General features: G+C 67.4%; 8 protein-coding genes and 2 pseudogenes. 5 read left to right on the top strand and 5 right to left on the bottom strand.

Going from position 1 to position 19268, the window contains the following annotated elements; genetic code table 11:
* Both ACFTWP_RS39150 and ACFTWP_RS39145 read left to right on the top strand, forming a co-directional pair.
* Window positions 1–671: NPCBM/NEW2 domain-containing protein (locus ACFTWP_RS39150; protein WP_380269943.1), on the top strand; the 671-nt coding region annotated here is incomplete at its 5' end.
* Between the two features lie 280 nt (window positions 672–951).
* Complete coding sequence (locus ACFTWP_RS39145; RefSeq protein ID WP_380269942.1) at window positions 952–1989, top strand: substrate-binding domain-containing protein; 1038 nt, start codon at window positions 952–954, stop codon at window positions 1987–1989.
* A 267-nt stretch (window positions 1990–2256) separates the two neighbouring features.
* On the opposite strand, the gene ACFTWP_RS39140 is transcribed toward ACFTWP_RS39145, so the two are convergent.
* Window positions 2257–5382, bottom strand: coding sequence for a TIM-barrel domain-containing protein (locus ACFTWP_RS39140; RefSeq protein ID WP_380269941.1), 3126 nt, complete (start codon window positions 5380–5382; stop codon window positions 2257–2259).
* A gap of 1151 nt (window positions 5383–6533) precedes the next feature.
* On the opposite strand from ACFTWP_RS39140, the gene ACFTWP_RS39135 reads away from it, so the two are divergent.
* Both ACFTWP_RS39135 and ACFTWP_RS39130 read left to right on the top strand, forming a co-directional pair.
* The gene (locus ACFTWP_RS39135) at window positions 6534–8894 is read left to right on the top strand and encodes a discoidin domain-containing protein (protein WP_380269940.1); all 2361 of its coding nucleotides are present in this window, start codon (window positions 6534–6536) and stop codon (window positions 8892–8894) included.
* 66 nt (window positions 8895–8960) lie between these two features.
* The gene (locus ACFTWP_RS39130; protein ID WP_380269939.1) at window positions 8961–9827 is read left to right on the top strand and encodes a discoidin domain-containing protein; all 867 of its coding nucleotides are present in this window, start codon (window positions 8961–8963) and stop codon (window positions 9825–9827) included.
* Between the two features lie 265 nt (window positions 9828–10092).
* Here ACFTWP_RS39130 and ACFTWP_RS39125 read toward each other — a convergent pair.
* From ACFTWP_RS39125 to ACFTWP_RS39110, 4 genes and pseudogenes are all read right to left on the bottom strand, one after another.
* Window positions 10093–10920, bottom strand: a pseudogene (locus tag ACFTWP_RS39125) (transposase); the annotation flags it as partial.
* A 106-nt stretch (window positions 10921–11026) separates the two neighbouring features.
* Window positions 11027–12814, bottom strand: coding sequence for a reverse transcriptase domain-containing protein (locus ACFTWP_RS39120; RefSeq protein WP_380269938.1), 1788 nt, complete (start codon window positions 12812–12814; stop codon window positions 11027–11029).
* 536 nt (window positions 12815–13350) lie between these two features.
* Window positions 13351–14028: pseudogene (locus ACFTWP_RS39115) on the bottom strand (ISL3 family transposase); the annotation flags it as partial.
* A gap of 146 nt (window positions 14029–14174) precedes the next feature.
* Window positions 14175–16985, bottom strand: coding sequence for an ATP-binding protein (locus ACFTWP_RS39110; RefSeq protein ID WP_380269937.1), 2811 nt, complete (start codon window positions 16983–16985; stop codon window positions 14175–14177).
* A gap of 533 nt (window positions 16986–17518) precedes the next feature.
* Between ACFTWP_RS39110 and ACFTWP_RS39105 the strand changes: the two genes are divergently transcribed.
* Entirely contained in the window at window positions 17519–19093 is a 1575-nt protein-coding gene (locus tag ACFTWP_RS39105) for an ABC transporter substrate-binding protein (protein ID WP_380269950.1), read from the top strand.
* Window positions 19094–19268 lie beyond the last annotated feature (175 nt).

The following is a 19268-nucleotide window of genomic DNA, read 5'->3' as shown; positions in this document are numbered from 1 at the left end:
TCGACGACGAGGTCGGCAACAACGGATCCGTCGTCTTCCAGGTCCTGCGTGACGGCGTCAAGGTCGCCGACAGCGGCACCCTCACCGGAGCCGACGCACCCAAGCCTCTGCAGGCCGACCTCACCGGCGGCCAGAACGTCACCCTGCGCGTCACCGACGCCGGCAACGGCAACGCCTACGACCACGCCGACTGGGCCGACGCCAAGCTCTCCTGCGGACACGGCCCCGCCGTCGGCGCCAACGCCGTCTCCGGCCTGACCTGGACCTCCACCACCAACGGCTACGGCCCGGTGGAACGGGACACCAGCAACGGCGGATCCGGCGCCGGCGACGGCCAGCCGATGAAGATCGGCGGCACCGGCTACCCCAAGGGCCTCGGCACCCACGCGGCCTCCGACATCACCTACTTCCTCGGCGGGACCTGCACCTCGCTGACCGCCACCGTCGGCATCGACGACGAGGTCGGCAACAACGGATCCGTCGTCTTCCAGGTCCTGCGTGACGGCGTCAAGGTCGCCGACAGCGGCACCCTCACCGGAGCCGACACGCCCAAGGCCCTGCAGGCCGACCTCACTGGCGGCCAGGAAATCACCCTGCGCGTCACCGACGCCGGCAACGGCAACGCCTACGACCACGCCGACTGGGCACAGCCCGTCATCACCTGCACCTGACACCTACTCAACGAGACCGGCCCAAGGACACCGGCGTCGTGTCGCCACCGCCTGAGGCGGCGACACGACGCCGGGCCGGATCGTCCCTGCCGCCGGTGCCAGGACCGGACCGAGTTCGATCCGGCGCCACCGGTGGCCGGGGCCCCGGCCGGACCGAGACACAGCCCGAGGGCACATCGCTCCGCGATCGACCGGCCCGCTGCGCCCGCCCGGGCCGTTGCTGCGGTCGGCTCTCCCCACCGTCGGCTCCGCGTCGGCATCTCGTACAGGAGTGCTCCTGATGTTCCGTTTCCCCAGCGGCCGTTCGGCCGCCCCCGTAGGTCTCCTGCTCACGGCCGGCCTGCTCTGTGCATGCTCCACCGGACAGGGCGCAGCCCGGACCGATGCCCCACCTGCCGGGAGGCTCTCCATCGCCTACCTGCAGAAGCAGGGTGACCAGCAGTACTTCCTCGACGAGGCGGCCGGTGCCCGGGCCAGGGCCGCCGTTCTCGGAGTGGACCTGAAGGTGGTCGACGTGGGCAGCGATGCGGACAGGACGCTCCGCGAGCTGCGCTCGGCCATCGCCGGCCGGACGAACGGTGTGATCATCGTGGTCCCCGATCCCGCGATCGGCCCTGCCGTCGCCAAGGCCGCAGCGGACGCGGGAGTGGCCCTGCTCACCTCGGACGACCAGATCTGCACCGACCTCCCCGACCCGAGTGTCTGCTCCCACCAGAACCTCGTACCCCGGGTCGGATTCAGCGGGCAGAAGCTGGGAGCCCAGGTCGGCCTGCGCGCAGCCGAGGAGTTCCGGAAAGCGGGCTGGGCGGCGGAGGAGACCCGGATCATCTACGCCTGGCAGCAGGACGTGAACGTGTGCCGGGAACGTGTGAACGCGGCGAGCCAGGCCTTCGACCAGGTCGCACATCGTGTCCGCTCCTTCGACGTGGGTACCGACAACACGGTGGAGGGCGCCCGGCACAAGGTCGCGTCGAGGATCGCGGCGGACGGGGCCGGTGTGAAGCACTGGGTGGTGTGGGGCTGCAACGACGAGAACGTCCAGGGCGGCGTCACCGCGCTGGAGAACGCCGGCGTCGGCCCGGACAACGTCATCGGCGTCGGCCTCGGTGCCTACCTCGCCTGCAAGGACTGGAGCGGCACCAAGCCCTCCGGCATGAAGGCCGCCCTGTTCATCAACGGCAAGGACGTCGGGGCGCTGGCCGTCCAGACCATGTACGACAAGCTCAAGAACGGCAAGGACATGCCCGCCGAAGCCTTCGCCCCCACCACCATGGTCGACGCCACCACCTGGAAGACCAGTGGCGTCAGCTGCAACTGACGGTCCGCCGAGTGAATCGACGAACCGTCAAGAGCGGTCGAGGCTGACCGGCGTCGGCGACCCTGGCAACGATCATCGCTCTCACCCTTTTCGGGCGTACGCCGGTGGCCGAGGTCCCACTGTCTGGTGCACTCTCCCACTGGGACTACTGCGGTACGGTGCGTGGGACCCCGCCTGCCGGCTGTGTGCCGGCAGGCGGGGTCCGATCGGAGCCGGTCGCGGGTGGCGGAATCCGGAGTGGATCACGCTACCCACCGGCTCACCGGGTCAGGAGGTGGGTGTCCACTGTTGCGCCTTGGATCCGGTGCACGTGGCCAACTCGAACTTGGTCCCGCTGGCCATACCCGACTCGGTCGGGGTAAGGCATCCTGTGCCGTTGGTGATGCTGAGTTGGCCTCCCAGCCGCCACTGCTGGCTGGTGGCGCCACTGCAGGTCTGGATGGCGACCGTGGCGGCGGCGCCGTCGAGGCAGACGCCGTTCAGGCCGGTGAGTGTTCCGTTCGGCTGGAATGTCCAGCGCTGGTTCGCGCCGCCGTGGCAGCCGTAGAGAGTCGGCTGGGTGCCCGCGGTGGTCGCCGACCCGGGAAGGTCGATGCAGGAGGCTGATGCGCCGTTGATCAGCGTGACACTACTGGTCGGCCAGGGAGCCCCACTCCCCGTCGCCGAGATCTCGGCGACACTTGTCCAGGGCCCTCTGTTGCCTGCTTCGGTGATTGCTCTCAGCCGGAGGTAGCGGCCCGGCTTCGGGGGCAGACTGACCTTCTTGACGGTTGCCGTGTCGTCGAAGGTCCCGGCCCCGACGGCGGTGCCCCAGTCGCCGGTGGTGTCGGATACGTACACCTCGTACTGGCCGATGCGACCGTTGGTCCCGCCGTCCTGGCGCGGGAGGTAGGAGAAGGAATCGACCTTGTAGCGGGCTCCCAGGTCGATCTGGATGTCGTGGGGCAGCGGGGTGGGAGTGGCACCGGACCAGGCGGAGTGCCAGATCGTCGCGTTGTTGCCGTCGAAGGCGTTGGTGGCCGCGCCGTTCTCCCGGCTGGTCTCCTGACTGTCGGCGGAGACGAGCTTCCATGCGGATTTGGCGATGTCGGGGCCCGACGTGGCGACACCGGTGCCCGTCGGAAGGGTGACGGACTTGGCGGTGACCGAGAACGCGCCAGTCTGGCTGCCCGCCTTGATCCAGAGCAGTCCGGACCGGTCCGCGGCGTCGAAGTACCACCCGCTGGTGGCCGTGTCGTAGGCACCCTTGGTGGTGAGCGCCGTGAGGTTGGTGCCGTTCACGGTGACCGAGCTCGGAGCGGCTGCGGCGTGCACGGTGAACTCGTAGCCACGGGAAGCGGGCTTGCCCGTGTAGGAGCCGTCACTCGCGCCCACGGAGATCCTGACGTCCCCGGAGCCGGACGTCGGCGCGGTGACGTCGACCTGCTGCTGGGCCGACTCGCCGTGCTCGAACTTGCGGGTGATGCCGTCGTCCTCGTAGAGCTTGTACGACGACGAGCCCCGGGGGTACACGTCGTAGGTGAGGGTCGAGACGGCCTTCTCGCCCGTGTAGTTCATCTGCGGCCACATCGGGACGACGGCGCCGGCCTTGACGAACATGGGCAGTGTGTCCAGCGGGGCGGAGTAGCCGTTCAGCCAGCCCGGGCCGGTGTATGTCTTTCCCGTCCAGTAGTCGGTCCAGGATCCGGCCGGCAGGTAGATGCCGTCGCGCGTGGTGGTGTCGGAGACGACCGGGGCGACGAGGAGGGAGTCTCCCGACATGAACTGGCCGCTGGTCAGGTTGCCACGGGCGACCGGGTCGTCGGGGTACTCCAGGACCATGGCCCGGGTGGTGGGCACGCCGGTGACGTGGGCCGTGTGGCTGGCCGTGTACAGGTACGGCATGAGCCGCATCTTGAGCTGCAGGTACTTCCGGTTGATGGACAGGTACGGCTCGGCGAACCGCCAGGGCTCCTTGTCCTGGTAGCCCGTCGACGGATTCGTCGCCCCCCAGCCCGACATCGTCATGAAGGCCGGCGTGAGTGCCTTCCACTGGAGGTCGCGCACGTAGGTCTGGGGGCTGCCGCCGTAGATGCCGTCGATGTCGCCGGAGGCGTAGTTGAACCCGGACAGCCCCGCTCCGGCGATCGACGGGACGTGCCAGCGCATCGCGTCCCAGGTGCCGCTGGTGTCTCCCGTCCACACCACCGCGTTGCGCTGGGTGCCGGCCCATCCGTCCAAGGTCCAGACGTAGCGGCGGGCGTCGGAGTTGCCCTCGATGCCGTCCACGGCCTGCTGCACGCCGTCGAAGGCGTACTTGTAGCCGCCGCCGATCCAGGCGACGTCGGTCTTCACACCACGGCTGCCCGAGATGCCCACCTCGTCCTTGATGTTCGACAGGCCGGTCGACGTCCACAGGCCGGTCTGGAAGCCCTTGGCCTTGAGGCCGGCCACGGTGCCGGCGAGGTCGGTGTAGCCGCAGCCGTAGCCGTCGTTGGGCAGGAACCAGCCCGACGGCATGTCCGCGGCCCGGGCGTCGTTCGCGTATCCGACGACATCGGGCGTCGTCTGGTGCCGCACCCGGGTGTGGTCCCCGGTGTAGGTGCTGCTCGTGGCGTTCCAGCAGTCGGCGTTGCCGAGTTCGAACCCCCATTGGGGAGCCATGAAGGGCTTGCCGCTGACGTCGGTGTACGAGTTCAGCACGCCCTTGAGGGAGTCCTCGACGAAGTACCAGGCGTCGAAGCGGCTCTCGTCGTGCGTGAAGCCCCCGGGCGAACCGAAGCTGTAGGAGCCCGGTGCCCAGGTGTTGCGCATGACGCCGTAGCCGTTGGTGGACATGTAGAACGGCGCCGGGCTGGCGTTGGTGCCCTCCTTCCACCCGCCGCCGACGGACACCGGGACCGTCCTGCCCCGCAGTGCCCACTCCCCGAGGTGCAGACCTGTTCCGTAGAACTGCTCGTCGGCTCCCTCACTGAGGTGCTGGGTGGTCTGCGTCGTCGTCCAGTCGGTCGGCGCGGACTCCTTCCAGACCAGCGTCGAGTTGTCCGAACGGTACGTCGAGAACTGCAGAGGCGACTTGTTCACCCGGATGGTCAGGCCCGGCGTGGTGATCTTGTAGTAGGTGGTCTCGTCGGTGTACGACGTGGTGACCGCCCCGAAGTCCGTCCTGATGGCCAGGCTCGTGCCGGCCGGATCGTCGGAGAACGTGCCGTCAGGCGAGATCCAGAGGCGGAAGATGTCGTCCCGCGCGATGACCACCCGCGCCTTGGCCGCTCCCGAGGTACTGATCGTGTATGTGCTGCCCGACTTGCTGATTCCGCTGGCCGTCCCGGCCGTGGCGGCCCTTGCCGTGGGTGCCGGTCCGGCCAGCGTGAGCGCCGCCGCCATCAACGTGACGGCCAGCGGGAGGATCACCCATCGCCTGCGCGTCCCGCCGGGTCCTGAACGTGCAGACAGTTCACCGAGTCTCATGGAGTCGCCTTCCTGTACTCACAGGCATCCACTCCGCCGGGATTGAGGGAGTGTGACGAATCGTTGCGGTGCTCACGCCGCATCAGCAGAGCGCTGAGGCGTCGTCATGTGCCGAGTGGCGCTCGCAACCGAGCAGACGTCGGCCTTCAGACTGCTGGGGGTTACGAAGGGGCCGACATCGCCGGTCGTGAGCTTCTGGGGACGTTGCAGCCGGAGTTCAGCCGATCGATCACCTCCACGGGAGCGGCGGATCTCACCGCCACTGTCGTCGAAGTGGGTGCGGCCGCGGCAGCATCGGAAAGGCGCCGCCGACACTGAGAGACCGGCAGCTTTCACAGCAACCGGCGACACCGCAGCGGCACGTACCTCGGCAGGCCCATGGAGCAGGCCTGGTTGAGTAGCCCTGCCCGAGCCACCGACATTTCCCTTCCCGAAACGCCATGGAGAACGAGGGGATCAGGAGGTACCGATGGGTGATTCTTGAAACTTTCTGAGCTAACATGCATGAAATAGCTACTTCTCAAGCAGATTTCCACAACAGCTAGCGACCGTCAAGGCCTAGGTGGCTTTACGGCCTGATGTGTGATTACGGCGGCGGAGTGACAGCAGCGCTGCAGGCAAGATGATCTGACGATCAAGACGACGCGGGGCTCACCCGATACCCGGGCGACCAGGGCTGCAGTTCAACGCGCGAACGACAGGCAACCCTCCCAGCTACTGACCGTTCACCAACTTACCTACGGGGAGCGGGACTCGACCCACGCATTGTTGCCACTGGGGGCGAAGTGGCCGCAGGTGCTCATCGGTGTTCTCCTTCAGGTTTCACCGGACGGGCTTGTGGGCTCAGATCGCTATTGGACTAGACCTTGTCCCGTTGACACTCCACTTTGCCCGTCCCATCATGAGCACCTGCTGAGGTCAGTGAAGGTCAGCCGGGTGGCCTCTTGCGCATCCTGCCCCGGCCCGTCGACCTTCCCGCCTGTTCGGGTTCTTTCCGACTCGGCGGTAGGCGCGGCAGACGAACCGCCCACGCGGCGCACGCTCCTCCCGTACCGATCCCCCACTCAGATCCGTACCCGCACGAGGTGACTGCCATGAAGCCCACGGCAATTCCCCTGGCCGGAAGGATGATCGGCGTCCTGCTGATCACCGCACCGGCCCTCTTACTCCGCTCCACGCCCCACGCCGTCGCCGACACGGCCTCGGTGAACGCGGCCCCCGCCGTCCTGCCCGCCATCCAGCAGTGGACCGGCGGCATCGGACGAATCGCGCTGAGCCAAGCCAGCCGCATCGTCACCCCGACCGGCTCCACCACGCAGCTCCAGCAGCTCGCCACGAAAGTCGCCGCCGAGACGGCCGAACTGACGGGCCTGCGCCTGACCACCGCCACCGGAACGGCCGCGGCGGGCGACATCCGGTTGAAGATCGACCCGTCTGCGGACTACGGCTCCGTCCTGCCGAAGCTCAAGGACGAGGCCTACCGGATCGACGCCACCACGAACCAGGTGACCGTCACCGCCGCCGGCCAGAAAGGCGCCATCAACGGCACCACGACGCTGCTGCAGACCATAGTCGGCTCGGCCGACAAGCACAGCCTGCCGGTGGGAACCGCCGTCGACTACCCGAACTACGAGATCCGCGGCTTCAGCCTGGATGTCGCACGGCGCTACTTCACACCGGAGTTCATCCGGTCCTACATCCGGTGGATGGGCTACCAGAAGCTCAACGCCCTGCAGATCCACCTGAACGACAACGAGATCGCGCGGGAGGGCCTCGATTGGTCCACGGCGCAGTCCGCCTTCCGCCTGGCCAGTACCAATCCGGCCTTCGCCGGACTCGCCGCCACGGACGGCGTGTACACCAAGGCCGACTGGGACTCGTTCGAGGACACCGCCGCCGCCGCAGGGGTCACTCTCATCCCCGAGATCGACGCCCCCGGACACGCGAGGGCGTTCACCAAGTTCAAGCCCGAACTCGGCCTGGGTGGATACCTCTCCGACCACCTAGACCTGAGCAAGCCGGCCACCACCGACTTCATGAAGTCGGTCTACAGCGAGTTCGCCCCGTGGTTCCGGGGTCCGGTGATCCACATCGGCGCCGACGAGTACGACAAGGCCCACGTTGGCCAGTACCAGACCTACATCAACACCATCGCCCCCTACGTGCGCAGCCTCGGCAAGAAGGTCAACATCTGGGGCAGCTTCACGGCGATGTCGGGCGGCGGTGCCGGCTACGACACGAACATGACTGTCAACAGCTGGAACAACGGCTGGTACGGCCCGAAGAACGCCATTACCGACGGTTACGACGTGATCAACTCCAACGACGCGCTGCTCTACGTGATGCCGTTCGCAAACTACTACCACCCTCGGGGCCTGGACGGGCAATACATCTTCAACACCTGGGAGCCGAACGTCTTCCCCGATGATCAGACGCTCGCCAAGCAGGACCCCCACCTCCTCGGTGCCATGCCCGCCGTCTGGAACGACCTCGTGCACGCCGACTACACCGAATTCCAGGTGCACAGCCTGATCGAGCAGAGCCTGGGCGCCCTGGCCCAGAAGATGTGGTCCGGCGGCAAGGCCGGCACCGACTACACGGTCTTCATGAACACCGTCCGCACCGCCGGTCAGGGCCCCGGCACCTCGTACCTCCCGGACACCCTCGCCCCGTACGCTCCCGCCTCCGACCTCGCCTTCAACGGGGTCACCACCGCCTCCTCCATCGAAGTGCCCACGTTGAAGGCCACCAACGCCACCGACGGCCTCCCCGCCACGCGCTGGTCCAGCGCATACTCCAACAGCGAGTGGCTCCAGGTCGACCTCGGCCTGGTGCGACGAATCACCTCCGCAACCCTGGCCTGGGAGGCGGCCTTCGCCAAGGACTACGACCTCCAGGTCTCCACGGACGGCACCACCTGGACCACCGTCTCCCAGCAGCGCGGCCACACCGCCGCCGGCACCGACAAGATCACCTTCCCCGCCGCCGACGCCCGCTACGTGAAGATGCAGGGCATCACCCGCGGCACCGGCTACGGCTACTCCCTCTACAGCCTGGAGGTCAGTGACACCAGCGATCTCGCCGCCGGCAGGACCGCCACCGCCTCCTCCATCGAGACCAGCAACAGCCTCCCCGACAAGGCCTTCGACAACAACGGCACCACCCGCTGGGCCAGCAACGCGACCAACAACGAGTGGCTCCAGGTCGACCTGGGCAGCGCACAGACCATCAGCAGCGCCACTCTCGTCTGGGAGGCAGCCTTCGCCAAGGACTACGACCTCCAGGTCTCCACGGACGGCACCACCTGGACCACCGTCTCCCAGCAGCGCGGCCACACCGCCGCCGGCACCGACACCATCACCCTCGCCCCGAGAACCACCCGCTACGTGAAGATGCAGGGCATCACCCGCGGCACCGGCTACGGCTACTCGATCTACAGCTTCCGCGTCAACTGACCCACCGGGGTGCCCGGACCCACCGGAGAACGCACTCCTGACTCGGTGTCGTATCCCCATCCGGACTTGTCCTGGTGGGGATACGACGCTGTCCGCGACCGACCCGTGGCCCTTGAATGCAGTCCGGCCTCGACGCGATCGCACCAGGCGGCCGTCCGGCTCGTCAACCGCTACAGCGGCCTCGCCCTCAGCCTTACCGACCAGGGCGCCCAGTCCGTCCTGACCTCCCCCCAGCGGAACTGGGACAACGCCGGAACCGGCTCCGACACCCGCCCCACCAACGCCCAGACCCTCACCCTGACCGCCGTCGGCGGCACCGCCGCCAACACCATCACCGTCAACAGCCCGGGCGACAAGAACACGGCCCCCGGAACCGCCATTGCCCCCATCCAGGTCAGCGCCACCGACTCCGCCCCCGGCCAGACCCTCACCTACGCCGCCACCAGCCTAACCATCAGCACCGGCACCGGCCAGATCACCGGCACCCCCATCAGCGTCAACAGCACCACGGGCACCGTCACCGCCACCGACACCACCGGAGCCTCCGGCTACGCGGTCCTCACGTGGACCGTCGACCTGGCCCTGGGCCGGCCGACCACCGCTTCCTCGGTCGAGGCCAGCACCCTCAGCGCCGCCCTCGCCACCGACGGCAAGCCCCCCAGCCGCTGGGCCAGCGCATACTCCAACCCGCAGTGGCTGCAGGTCGACCTCGGCACCACCCAGCCCATCAAGGAAGTGAAGCTGACCTGGGAGGAGGCCTACGGAAAAGCCGACCAGATCCAGACCTCCAACGACGGAACCACGTGGACCACCGTCTACACCGCCACCACCGGCGCCGGCGGCACCGACGACCTCACCGGCCTCACCGGCTCCGGCCGCTACATTCGGATGAACGGCACCACTCGCGGTACCTCCTACGGCTACTCGCTCTGAACAGCTCCAGTGGTTCGGGTGACCTTCCGGAGGCACCCCGAATCGCCGGAGCTCGCCGTCGACTGGAACCCCGACGACGACAAGGACACCCCTGACATCCTCACCAGCCTCGACGACACCCACCGGCGCGCTGCGCCTGGGCCGCCGCGCCGGGATGCCGGACTGTCCTTCTTACCCGGCGCCCAAGCTGTCGGCCACCTCCTCAGTCGTGGGAGTATCAGGATTCCGGCTCTGTCCCGTAATCGGTGGTAGCGCTGTGTAGTGGTCACTGGAGGAGGATGCGGTGGCGGAGGAGAGGGAATCCGGCTCGGCCGTGCATCTGCCTCATGATCCGCTTGGTTCGGGTGTTGACGCCCTCGGTGCGGCCGTTGTGGTACGGGAGGGTGAGGCCGGCGTCGACGGCGGCCCGGTCTAGTTCGAGGCCGTTGCAGAAGCTGTGCAGGTGGGGCAGGTCGGTGGCGCGCACGGTGGTGATCCAGTCGGTGAGCTTGGCGTCATTGCCTTCGGCCGGGGTCAGCAGCTTTGCGAACTCTCCTGTCAGACGGGCGAGTTCGGTCATCTCCGGGCAGGCTTCGGTGAGTTCCCGCAGCAGTACGGCGTCTTTGTCGCGCAGGTTCTCGGGGCGGGTGAGCAGGAGGCGGGCGAAACGCTGCGGGGTGGTGACCGGCCTGTCGCCCTCGGCGCGGCCCTGGGTGAGGTAGCGGACCAGGAGGTTCGCGCTGCCGGTGTAGCCCAGCTTCTTGATCTCGCGCAGGAGGTGGGTGACGGGCACCGCGGGGTCCTCGCTTCGGCGCCGACGCAGGTGGTCGCGGTAGGGGTCGACGAGGGTGGGCTTGTAGCGGGGTGTGCGGCGCTCTGCGGTGGGCTCCTTCATACGGGCGTAGCGTTTGACGGTGTTCAGGGCGACGTCGAGGCGGCGGGCGCATTCGAGCAGGCCGACGCCCTGGCCGAGCAGGGTGTGGACCTGCTGCCAACGCTCGCGGGTGGTCTGCTCGCGGACGCCCCCGGGGCGTGCGGGGTTCACGGTGCTGGCCCAACAGACGGCGTGGGAGCGGACCTCGGCCAGGACCTTGCCGCACAGGTTGGACCAGAGGGTACTGGTGGGCCGTCGGCGAGGTGCCTGCTGAGCAGGTCCTTTTCCCACGGCCCCCAGCCCGAACCGGGCTTGCGACTTGTCACCGCACCCGGCTCTCCAGTGACTACTCCGTGAGTGCTGGGACAGATTTTCTTCCGTGGATGTCCGCGTGGCAACGTCCGCAGACCACAAGGGTTTTGCGGTGCCGTGCGGCCATGAGATCTGCCCACGGTGGCCGGTCTGGTCCTGGCTTTCCGAGGTCGGCGAGCTTGGCGACGTGGTGGACTTCCACCTCGTCGACGTGCCCGCATGCCTCGCATCGCCCAGCGAGGAGCCGGGTGACCAGCTCCTTGCGTTTGGTGTTGACCGGGGCTAGCCGACGGTCATTGATGACCGTCTTCTTGTCCCGTCGCAGCGGGATCCCGCCGAACCGTCCGACCAGTGGCTTCCTGCCGATGCGTTCGACGCGGGCCTCGAAGCACTTGCGCGGCCCGTGCGGTGTCTCGATGGTGGTCGCGTACTTGCGGGCCATCTTGGACACCGACGAGCGGTGCTTGTTCGCCAGCGTCATCAACATCGAGGTCTCCATGACCCATTGCAGCCGGGCGAGTCGGAAGACGTCGCCGGCCATCAGGTAGTACTGGACGATGCCGCGGTACTCCGACCCGTAGGTGCTGAGGATGACGTGATCGTCCTGGTTCAGCAGTTCGGGCCGACGCGCGGGTTTGCCGCGCTCCATGTACTGGGCTTGCTTGGCAGATACCACCGAACGAGGGACACGCAATCTGATGACCCCATTGACGGAACGCCGTCCGCCGGTGATCTTGCGGTCGTTGTGGTGCACGGTGATGTCGTAGCCGAGGAACCTCGCGGCCTGGGTGCGGCCATGAGTGATGAGCGTCTTTTCCGGCGACAATTCCAACCCGAGTTCATCGCGCAGGAATTGCGCCAGACGCTCCTTAATTTCCTCGGCCTCTGCCTTTGGTCCGGCGAACCCGAGGAGGATGTCGTCGGCATAACGCACATATCGCAGCCGCCGGTAGCCGGGATCATGAGTATCCATGCTGGGCATGCTGCGGAGTTGCTTGCGCAGTTCCCGCACTGTGGTTCGGTCACCACGCTTGCGAGCCCGTGCCATAGCCGCCCACACCCGATGAAAGGCGCGGTTCGACTGCCTGACTCCTCCCCGGGTGTATTCCGGGATCAGAACCTTCTCGACGTACTCGTCCATCTTGTGCAGGTAGATATTAGACAGGATCGGTGAAACAACCCCGCCTTGCGGACTTCCGCTGTGCGTGGCGTTCCAGACCCAGTCCTCCATGTATCCGGCCTTGAGCATGTTGCGCACCAGCCGTAGGAATCGGTTGTCGCGGATCCTCTCGCCCAGGATTCGGAGCATGACCGAATGGTCAAGCCGGTCGAAGCACTGGGCGATGTCGCCCTCGATAAACCAGGCCGTGCCCGTCCAGGTATGGACCACATCACTTAACGCGGTGTGGCAGCCCCGGCGGGGACGGAAACCGTGGGAGGAGTCGGAGAACGTCGGCTCGTAGTACGCCTCAAGAAGCAGACGGACCACTTCGCCGACGAGCTTGTCGCTCCAGGGCGGCAGACCGAGCGGACGCAGCTTCGTGCTGCCCCGCCCCTTGGGGATGTAGACCCTCCTGGCCGGGCTCCACCGGTAGCGCTCGTGGCGCAGCGCGTCGATGACGTGCTCGATCTTGCCCAGCGACATGCCGTCCACGGTCTCCCCGGTGACCCCGGGCGTCATCGCTCCCTTGTTGGAATAGAGACGCCCGTAGGCCAGCAGATACAACTGCGGGTTGAACATCTGTCGATACAGTTCATCGCACGGCAGGCCGTGCCTGCCGCGTTCACGGAGGACACCCAGCACCGTTTCGGCGCTCTGCATTACGCATACCTCCCGATTCTTGGGTGTCCGATCACCTGGCCCCCTTCGCCCGTGCGGACGGCTTTCCCGTCCTCCTTGGCCGGTCGTGACTCCGGCGACTACTACGGGGCCTCCGTCGCCGTAGGAAGATCTCCTCCCTTAGGCGATCCCATGTTCGTCCTTGTCGTACGTAACAGCGTGACGTAGGCGTCCCACTCATCCCCTTGAATGCCCTCGTTGGGCATCGCTCCGCGCTCTGGAGGTTACGTCGGCCATGGCGCTAAGCCGCCGCAGGGCGCGGCACCGGTTTCAGGCATCTTTCCGGTGGATTCGACCTTCAATCTTCTGGGGATTGGGATTCAGGCAATCCAGCTTTCGCCATATCACGCGGGTCCCGCGACGCCCCGTCCCCAATGCCTGGGCCCAGTCGTCGCTTTTCTGGCATGCTACGGTCCCCTCACCGTTTCCGGATTAGGTAAGCCATTGGACCCAAGAATCTCCCTCCAAATCCTTCCCGACTGAATCGGGGATACGACAAGGCGCCTCATGGCGCACTGCCACCTGTCGCTGACCTGCACCGCATCGGGCAGGGCCTGGCGGATGGCCTCGCCGTAGGAGGCGGAGCCGTCGCGGCAGACGTACTCGGCCCCGGGATGCGCACGCAGCCACGCCACCAGGGTCCGGGTGGTGCGGTCGGGCAGGACGTCGATCCGCTCGCCGGTCTCGGCGTCGATGATCACGGTCGCGTAGCGGGACCGGCGCTTGAGGGCGAAGTCGTCGATACCGAGCACACGCGGGACGCGCAGCAGCGGCACCGCCCGGCACATGAGCATGCGCAGGGCGGTCGAGCGGGAGACCGCGCAGGCCAGTACACGGGAGAGGCGGGCGCCCGCCCGGCCCGCTAACTCCTTCACCACGGAAGCGAGTTGATCAGCCAGGCGACCAGTCCGCCGCTGGTAGCGCTCCACGACGCCGGGAACCTGCTCACGGAACGTCTGCCGCCAGCAGCCGAGCACCGGGCAGACCAAGCGCCGCAACCTCACCGAGACGACGACCCGCCGTCCGTCCGCCGGCACGTCCGAGACCCTCCGCCCGTGGAAACCGTGCACCCGCCCTGTCGGCGTCCCGCACGCGGGACACGGCACCGGATCGTCCCGGGTCCGCGCCGACACCCGAATGACCTCGCCCTCGTCCGTCACACCCTCAACGACCAGCGCAGAGAGCCCAGAAAACACCACACGCACAAGCTCGTTGACATCACGCACACCATGCCAACGACAGTCGTCACCGTTGGTTACCACCGATTACGGGCCAGAGCCGAATTCATGACACTCCCTCTTGGTGAGGTGCTGGTGGTGCGGGTAGGCCGGTTCGGTTTTGTTCAGGTTGTGTGATGTTCGGTGATTTGGTCTCGGGTGGTGCCGCGTTTGCGGAGCACGTTGGCGACGTGGTGTTCGACGGTGCGAGGAGAGAGGGAAAGAGCGGTGGCAATGTCTTGATTGGTGGCGCGCTGTGCGAGTAGGTCGGCGACCTGGGCTTCTCGGGGGGAGAGTTGGGTGCCGTAGCCGGCGCGACCGCGGGCGTGGGGAGGGTGCCAGCCGCGGGTGCGCAGGTGATGGTGGCAGCGGGCGACGTCCGCGGTCGCGCCGAGGTGCTCGAACGCGGCGAGTGGTGCCATGAGGGCGGTGGTGGGGTCGGTGCCGACGAGGGCGGCTCGTTCGGCGGCGAGCGCGGCGTGGTAAGGGCGGCCGATATCGGCCCATGCGCTGCGGGTCTGCTCGAAGGCGTCGTAGGCGCCGCCGGGGTCGTCTTCGCACAGGAGCACACCACGGCACAGGTGCTGTTCGGCGACGGCGCCCGGCGCCTCGCAGCCGCGGATGCCGACGGCGTGCTGTGCGGCCAGTTCCTCGGCGCCCGCGCGATCGCCACGCAGCAAGGCTGCTTCTACCGCAGTGGGCGTCAGGTCCCAGGCGAAGTGCCACATTTCGGTACGGCGCAGGAGAGAGAGTGCCGGGGTGAGGGAGTCCCAGGCGGGTTCGAGTTCGCTGCGAGCGAGGTGGAGGCGAGCGGTACCCGCGGCCGTGCCGAACGCGAAAACGTCCAGCTCTTGGTCGATTGCCAGGGTGAAGTGGTGGGCGGCGCGGGAGGCCTGGCCCCGGGCGGCAGCGGTGATGCCCTGGGCGGTGGCGAGCAGTCCGGTGTTGATGAGGGGGTTGTCGGGGAAGCGGTCGCGGGCGGCCTCCAGGCCCCTCTCCCAGTCGTCCCATCGACCGGCCAGCCAGTGCAGAAGAAGCTGGCGGATGACGTTAGACGGGTCCATCATGGAGTGACCACTGCGCCCTGCGACGGAAACGGACTCCTCCGTGTGTGTGGCGGCCCGCCTGTCCAGGCCGACGCAGATTTCCGCTGTGGCGGCGTTGCCGAGCACGTTCGCGGTTGCTATCAACACCTCAGGGTCACCGTCACGGGGCAGCTCGCGCAGCAGGCCGACGAACCTTGGGTCGCCCCTCAGGGCAAGTGCGGAGAAAGCGTTGCCGCGGGTGATCGCATCTCCGTTTTCCGCAAGGGAGGCCAAGGTGCGCTCCAACCACTCCCTCTGCTGGGCCGCGGGGAACCTTCCCGTGTCGGGAACGGCCAGCATGGCCATCGCGCGGGCGGTCAGAAGCGGGTCGTGGCCTTCCACCTCCTGCAGGACCTTCACAAGTTCGTCCAGGCCGGCGGATAGTCCCTCCTGATTGAGCAGCATGGTGGAGAGGTGCAACCGGATCTCGCCGCGGACCACTACCGGCAGGCCAGGGGTGGCAACGATCCGCCGCAGGGTGGGAATCGCGCCGGTGTCCTCGCCCCTGGTCCAGGCGAGCCGGCCGAGCATCAGCGCGGTGTCACCCAGCAGACCGGCTGGCAGATCCGGCTGGTCGAGGACCTCCCCCAGCAGCCGGGCGGCGGTGCCCGCGTCCCCGAGCGCGACGGCCTGGTCGGCGGCGGCCCGCACCTGGACCAGCCACGTCTCCGTGTCGCCCAGCGCACGGGTGTGGTGGGCGATCTGCACCAGCGGCTGCGGACTTCGCGCGCGCAGCGCCTCCAACGCCCGCCGGTGCGCCCGCGAGCGCAGCGGGCCCGGTATCGCGTCATAGACCGCCTTACGGGCCAGTGCGTGCGCGAAGCCGTACATGTCCCGGGAGCGCTCGTAGAGCACCGATGCGGCCAGAGCCTCCAGCAGTGCCGCCTCACCCGCCTCCTCGTCCAGGCCCGCGGTCTCGCTCAGCAACCCCTCGTCCGCCGGTACCACCAGCACCGCCGCGGCGTCCACGACGGCCCGGCCACCCGGCGACAGTCGCTGGGTCCGCTCTGCCAGGACCTCACGCAGCCTGCGCGGCACTTCCAGTGTCTGGACGAGGCGAGCAGCACTGTCGCGGGTGCTGAGGGTGATCAGGTCCTCCTCGGCAACCAGCGGCAGGCCGGCACTGCGCTCGTGCAGGGCCCGGGTCAGCGCCGGTGTGGCGCCCTCGCCCAGCGCCGAGCGAGCCATCTCCCGCAGTGCGTGAAGGCCGAGCGGGCCGAGCTCCAGTTCGGTGCCGCCCGTGCCCGGTGGGCGCCGCAGAGCCGCGCCTAGTGGCAGCCGGTGCTCCGGCAGGTCCTCGTCGCGGTAGGTGAGCACCAGCCCGACGTCCGCGGGCAGGTCCCGGGCCAGCAGCAGCAACAGCTCGCGTGTCCACTCGTCCGCCCAGTGCAGGTCCTCCACCACCAACACCACCGGCGCGACCGCGCTCAGCAGGTCCCGTACACCCTGCGCGGTGCGGTGGCGCAGGGCACCGGGTTCGAGTCTCTCCACGGGCGGCGGCGGCAGGCGGTCCGCCAAATCCGGCAGCGCCCCGGCAAGCACCCCCGCGGACGCTCCGAGGCACCCGTGCTCCGGCAGCCAACCGCCGACCGTCCGCAACGCGTCCACCACCGGGCCGTACGCCAGCGGCTCCCGCAGCGGATGACAACCCCCCGTAATCACACGCACACCCTTAGCCCGCAGAACCGCACACGCCTCCGCAACCAACCGCGACTTCCCTATTCCCGCCTGACCCTGCACCTGAACCACTGCGGGGCGCACCGACAACGCCCCCACCAGCAACCCGAGCTCCCTCTCTCGGCCCACGAACGCGAACCCCCGCACCCCCTCGGACTCGCCGGCCACCACCATGCTGTACTCCCGTGCTCGCTCACTGCAGTGGGGTACGCGGACACCACCACCGCACCTACCAATGTAGCCCGGCTGGTCAAAGTCAGCCGAGACCGGTCACGCGTGAGCTATGTGGACCACGAGTACTGTCGACAGTCATAGGGCTTGATCACGGCAAAGATATCCGGCGCGGTGAAGGGGTCAAGGTCGACCTCACATGCGGCGATCGAACGCATCTTCGATTAACTCGCGAGACACCGCCTCCTCGCCAAAGAAACCACCCCGACGTGGCGCGGAATTTGAGCGACCGAGCCGGAGGCGAAACGCCTGGCCAGAGGGATCCGTCGTGTATCCGCGCCAGGCCGCCAAGCTGCGGCGAGTGCGCCTCTCTCGTCGGCTGGTGTGGACCGTGTAGAAAGGGTATGCCCGCCAGGGCAGCCCTCGAAATGGCAGCAGGCCCCGCCGGTTCGCCTTGGATCGGCGTCTTCTGGAGAGCAAGGAAGGTAATGATCACAGTGACGACTTATCGGGCTCCATTGATTCTCGGCTCTGCGATGCTGGTGGGTCTGATGATCGGCGGATGCGGTAGCAGCGGGGGAGGCGACAGTTCCGCTGCCAGCAAGACGTTCAGCTACCAGAGCATCGAGCCGCAGAACCCGCTCCAGCCGGCGAACGCGAACGAGGTCGGCGGTGGTCGCATCATCCAGAACCTCTTCCGTGGCCTGGTGGACTACAACCCGTCCGACGCGAAGATCCGGATGCAGGTTGCGGACAACATCGAAACCAGTGACGCGCAGAACTTCACCGTCACACTGAAGACCGGCTGGACCTTCCACGACGGCACGCCCGTCCTGGCCAAGAACTTCGTGGACGCCTGGAACTGGGCGGCGACAGTCAGCAACAACCAGATCAACAGCTCCTGGTTCTCCGACATCGAGGGCTACAAGGACGTACACCCGGAGAGCGGCGCTCCGACCACCACCAAGATGTCCGGTCTGGTGGTCGTCGACGACACGCACTTCACCATCAAGCTCAACAACAAGGTCTCGTACTTCGAGTACAAGCTCGGCTACCCGGCCTTCTCGCCGCTGCCGGACTCCTTCTACGCCGACCCGGCCGGCTTCGGTCAGAAGCCGGTCGGCAACGGGCCGTACCAGTTCGTCAGTTGGGACCACAACTCGCAGGTCGTGACGAAGGCGTACGCCAACTACAAGGGTGTGGACCCGGCGAAGAACGGCGGCATCGTCTTCAAGATGTACACCACCGCCGAGGCCGCCTACGCGGACCTGCAGTCCAACAACCTGGACGTGATGGACCAGGTCCCGCCGTCCGCGCTCGCGACCTACAAGAACGACCTCGGCGACCGGGCCATCGACGCCCCGCTGGGCGCCATCGAGAACATCGGCTTCACGCTCTACCAGCCCGAGTGGTCGGGGGCCAGCACGGCCAAGGTCCGTCAGGGCCTGTCGATGGCCATCGACCGGGCCACTATCACCAAGACGGTGCTGCAGGGCTCCCGTACGCCCGCCACTGCCTGGGTCGCGGAGGGCGTGGAGGGCTACAACGCCGGCGCCTGCGGGGACTTCTGCAAGTTCGACCCGGCCAAGGCCAAGCAGCTGATCACCGAGGGCGGCGGCGTCCCCGGCAACTCGATCAAGATCACGTACAACGCCGACGGCGGTAACAAGGAGTGGGTCGACGCGGTCTGCAACTCGATCCGCCAGAATGCCGGCGTCGAGTGTGTGGGTGACGCGAAGGCCGACTTCAAGACCGCCCGCACGGCGATCACCGGGCACACCATCAACGGGGCATTCCGTACCGGCTGGGTGCAGGACTACCCGCTGAACGTGAACTTCCTCGCCGACGTCTACCGCACCGGCGCCGGGTCCAACGACTTCGGCTACAGCAGCCCGCAGTTCGACCAGCTGGCCAACCAGGCCGACCAGGCGGCCACCCTGCAGGACACCATCACCGGCTACCAGCAGGCCGAGAAGGTCCTCGTGCAGGACATGCCCGCGATCCCGCTCTGGTACTACCGCACGAACTCGGGCTACTCCACCAACGTCCAGAACGTCGAGTTCGACTCCTTCGGCAACCCGGCCTGGACCCAGGTCGAGGTCAAGAGCTGATCCTTCCTAGTGCTGGATTCCTTAAAGGTAGTGGATGTAGCGGCGTCGGAGTTGTCGCGTTGGTGGGGCGGGTCTGCCCCTGAAGTTCCCCCATTGATCTGGGCAGCTTGATACTGGGACGGATGGGTCCCGGAGGAAGCAGTCCAGGTTGAGTGGCAAGAGCAACATGAGCAAG

It is taken from the genome of Kitasatospora sp. NPDC057015 (genome assembly GCF_042673745.1).
Taxonomy (GTDB): Bacteria; Actinomycetota; Actinomycetes; order Streptomycetales; family Streptomycetaceae; genus Kitasatospora.
The sequence above is the reverse complement of the archived record's forward strand: the minus strand, read 5'-3'. Positions and strand labels throughout refer to the sequence as shown.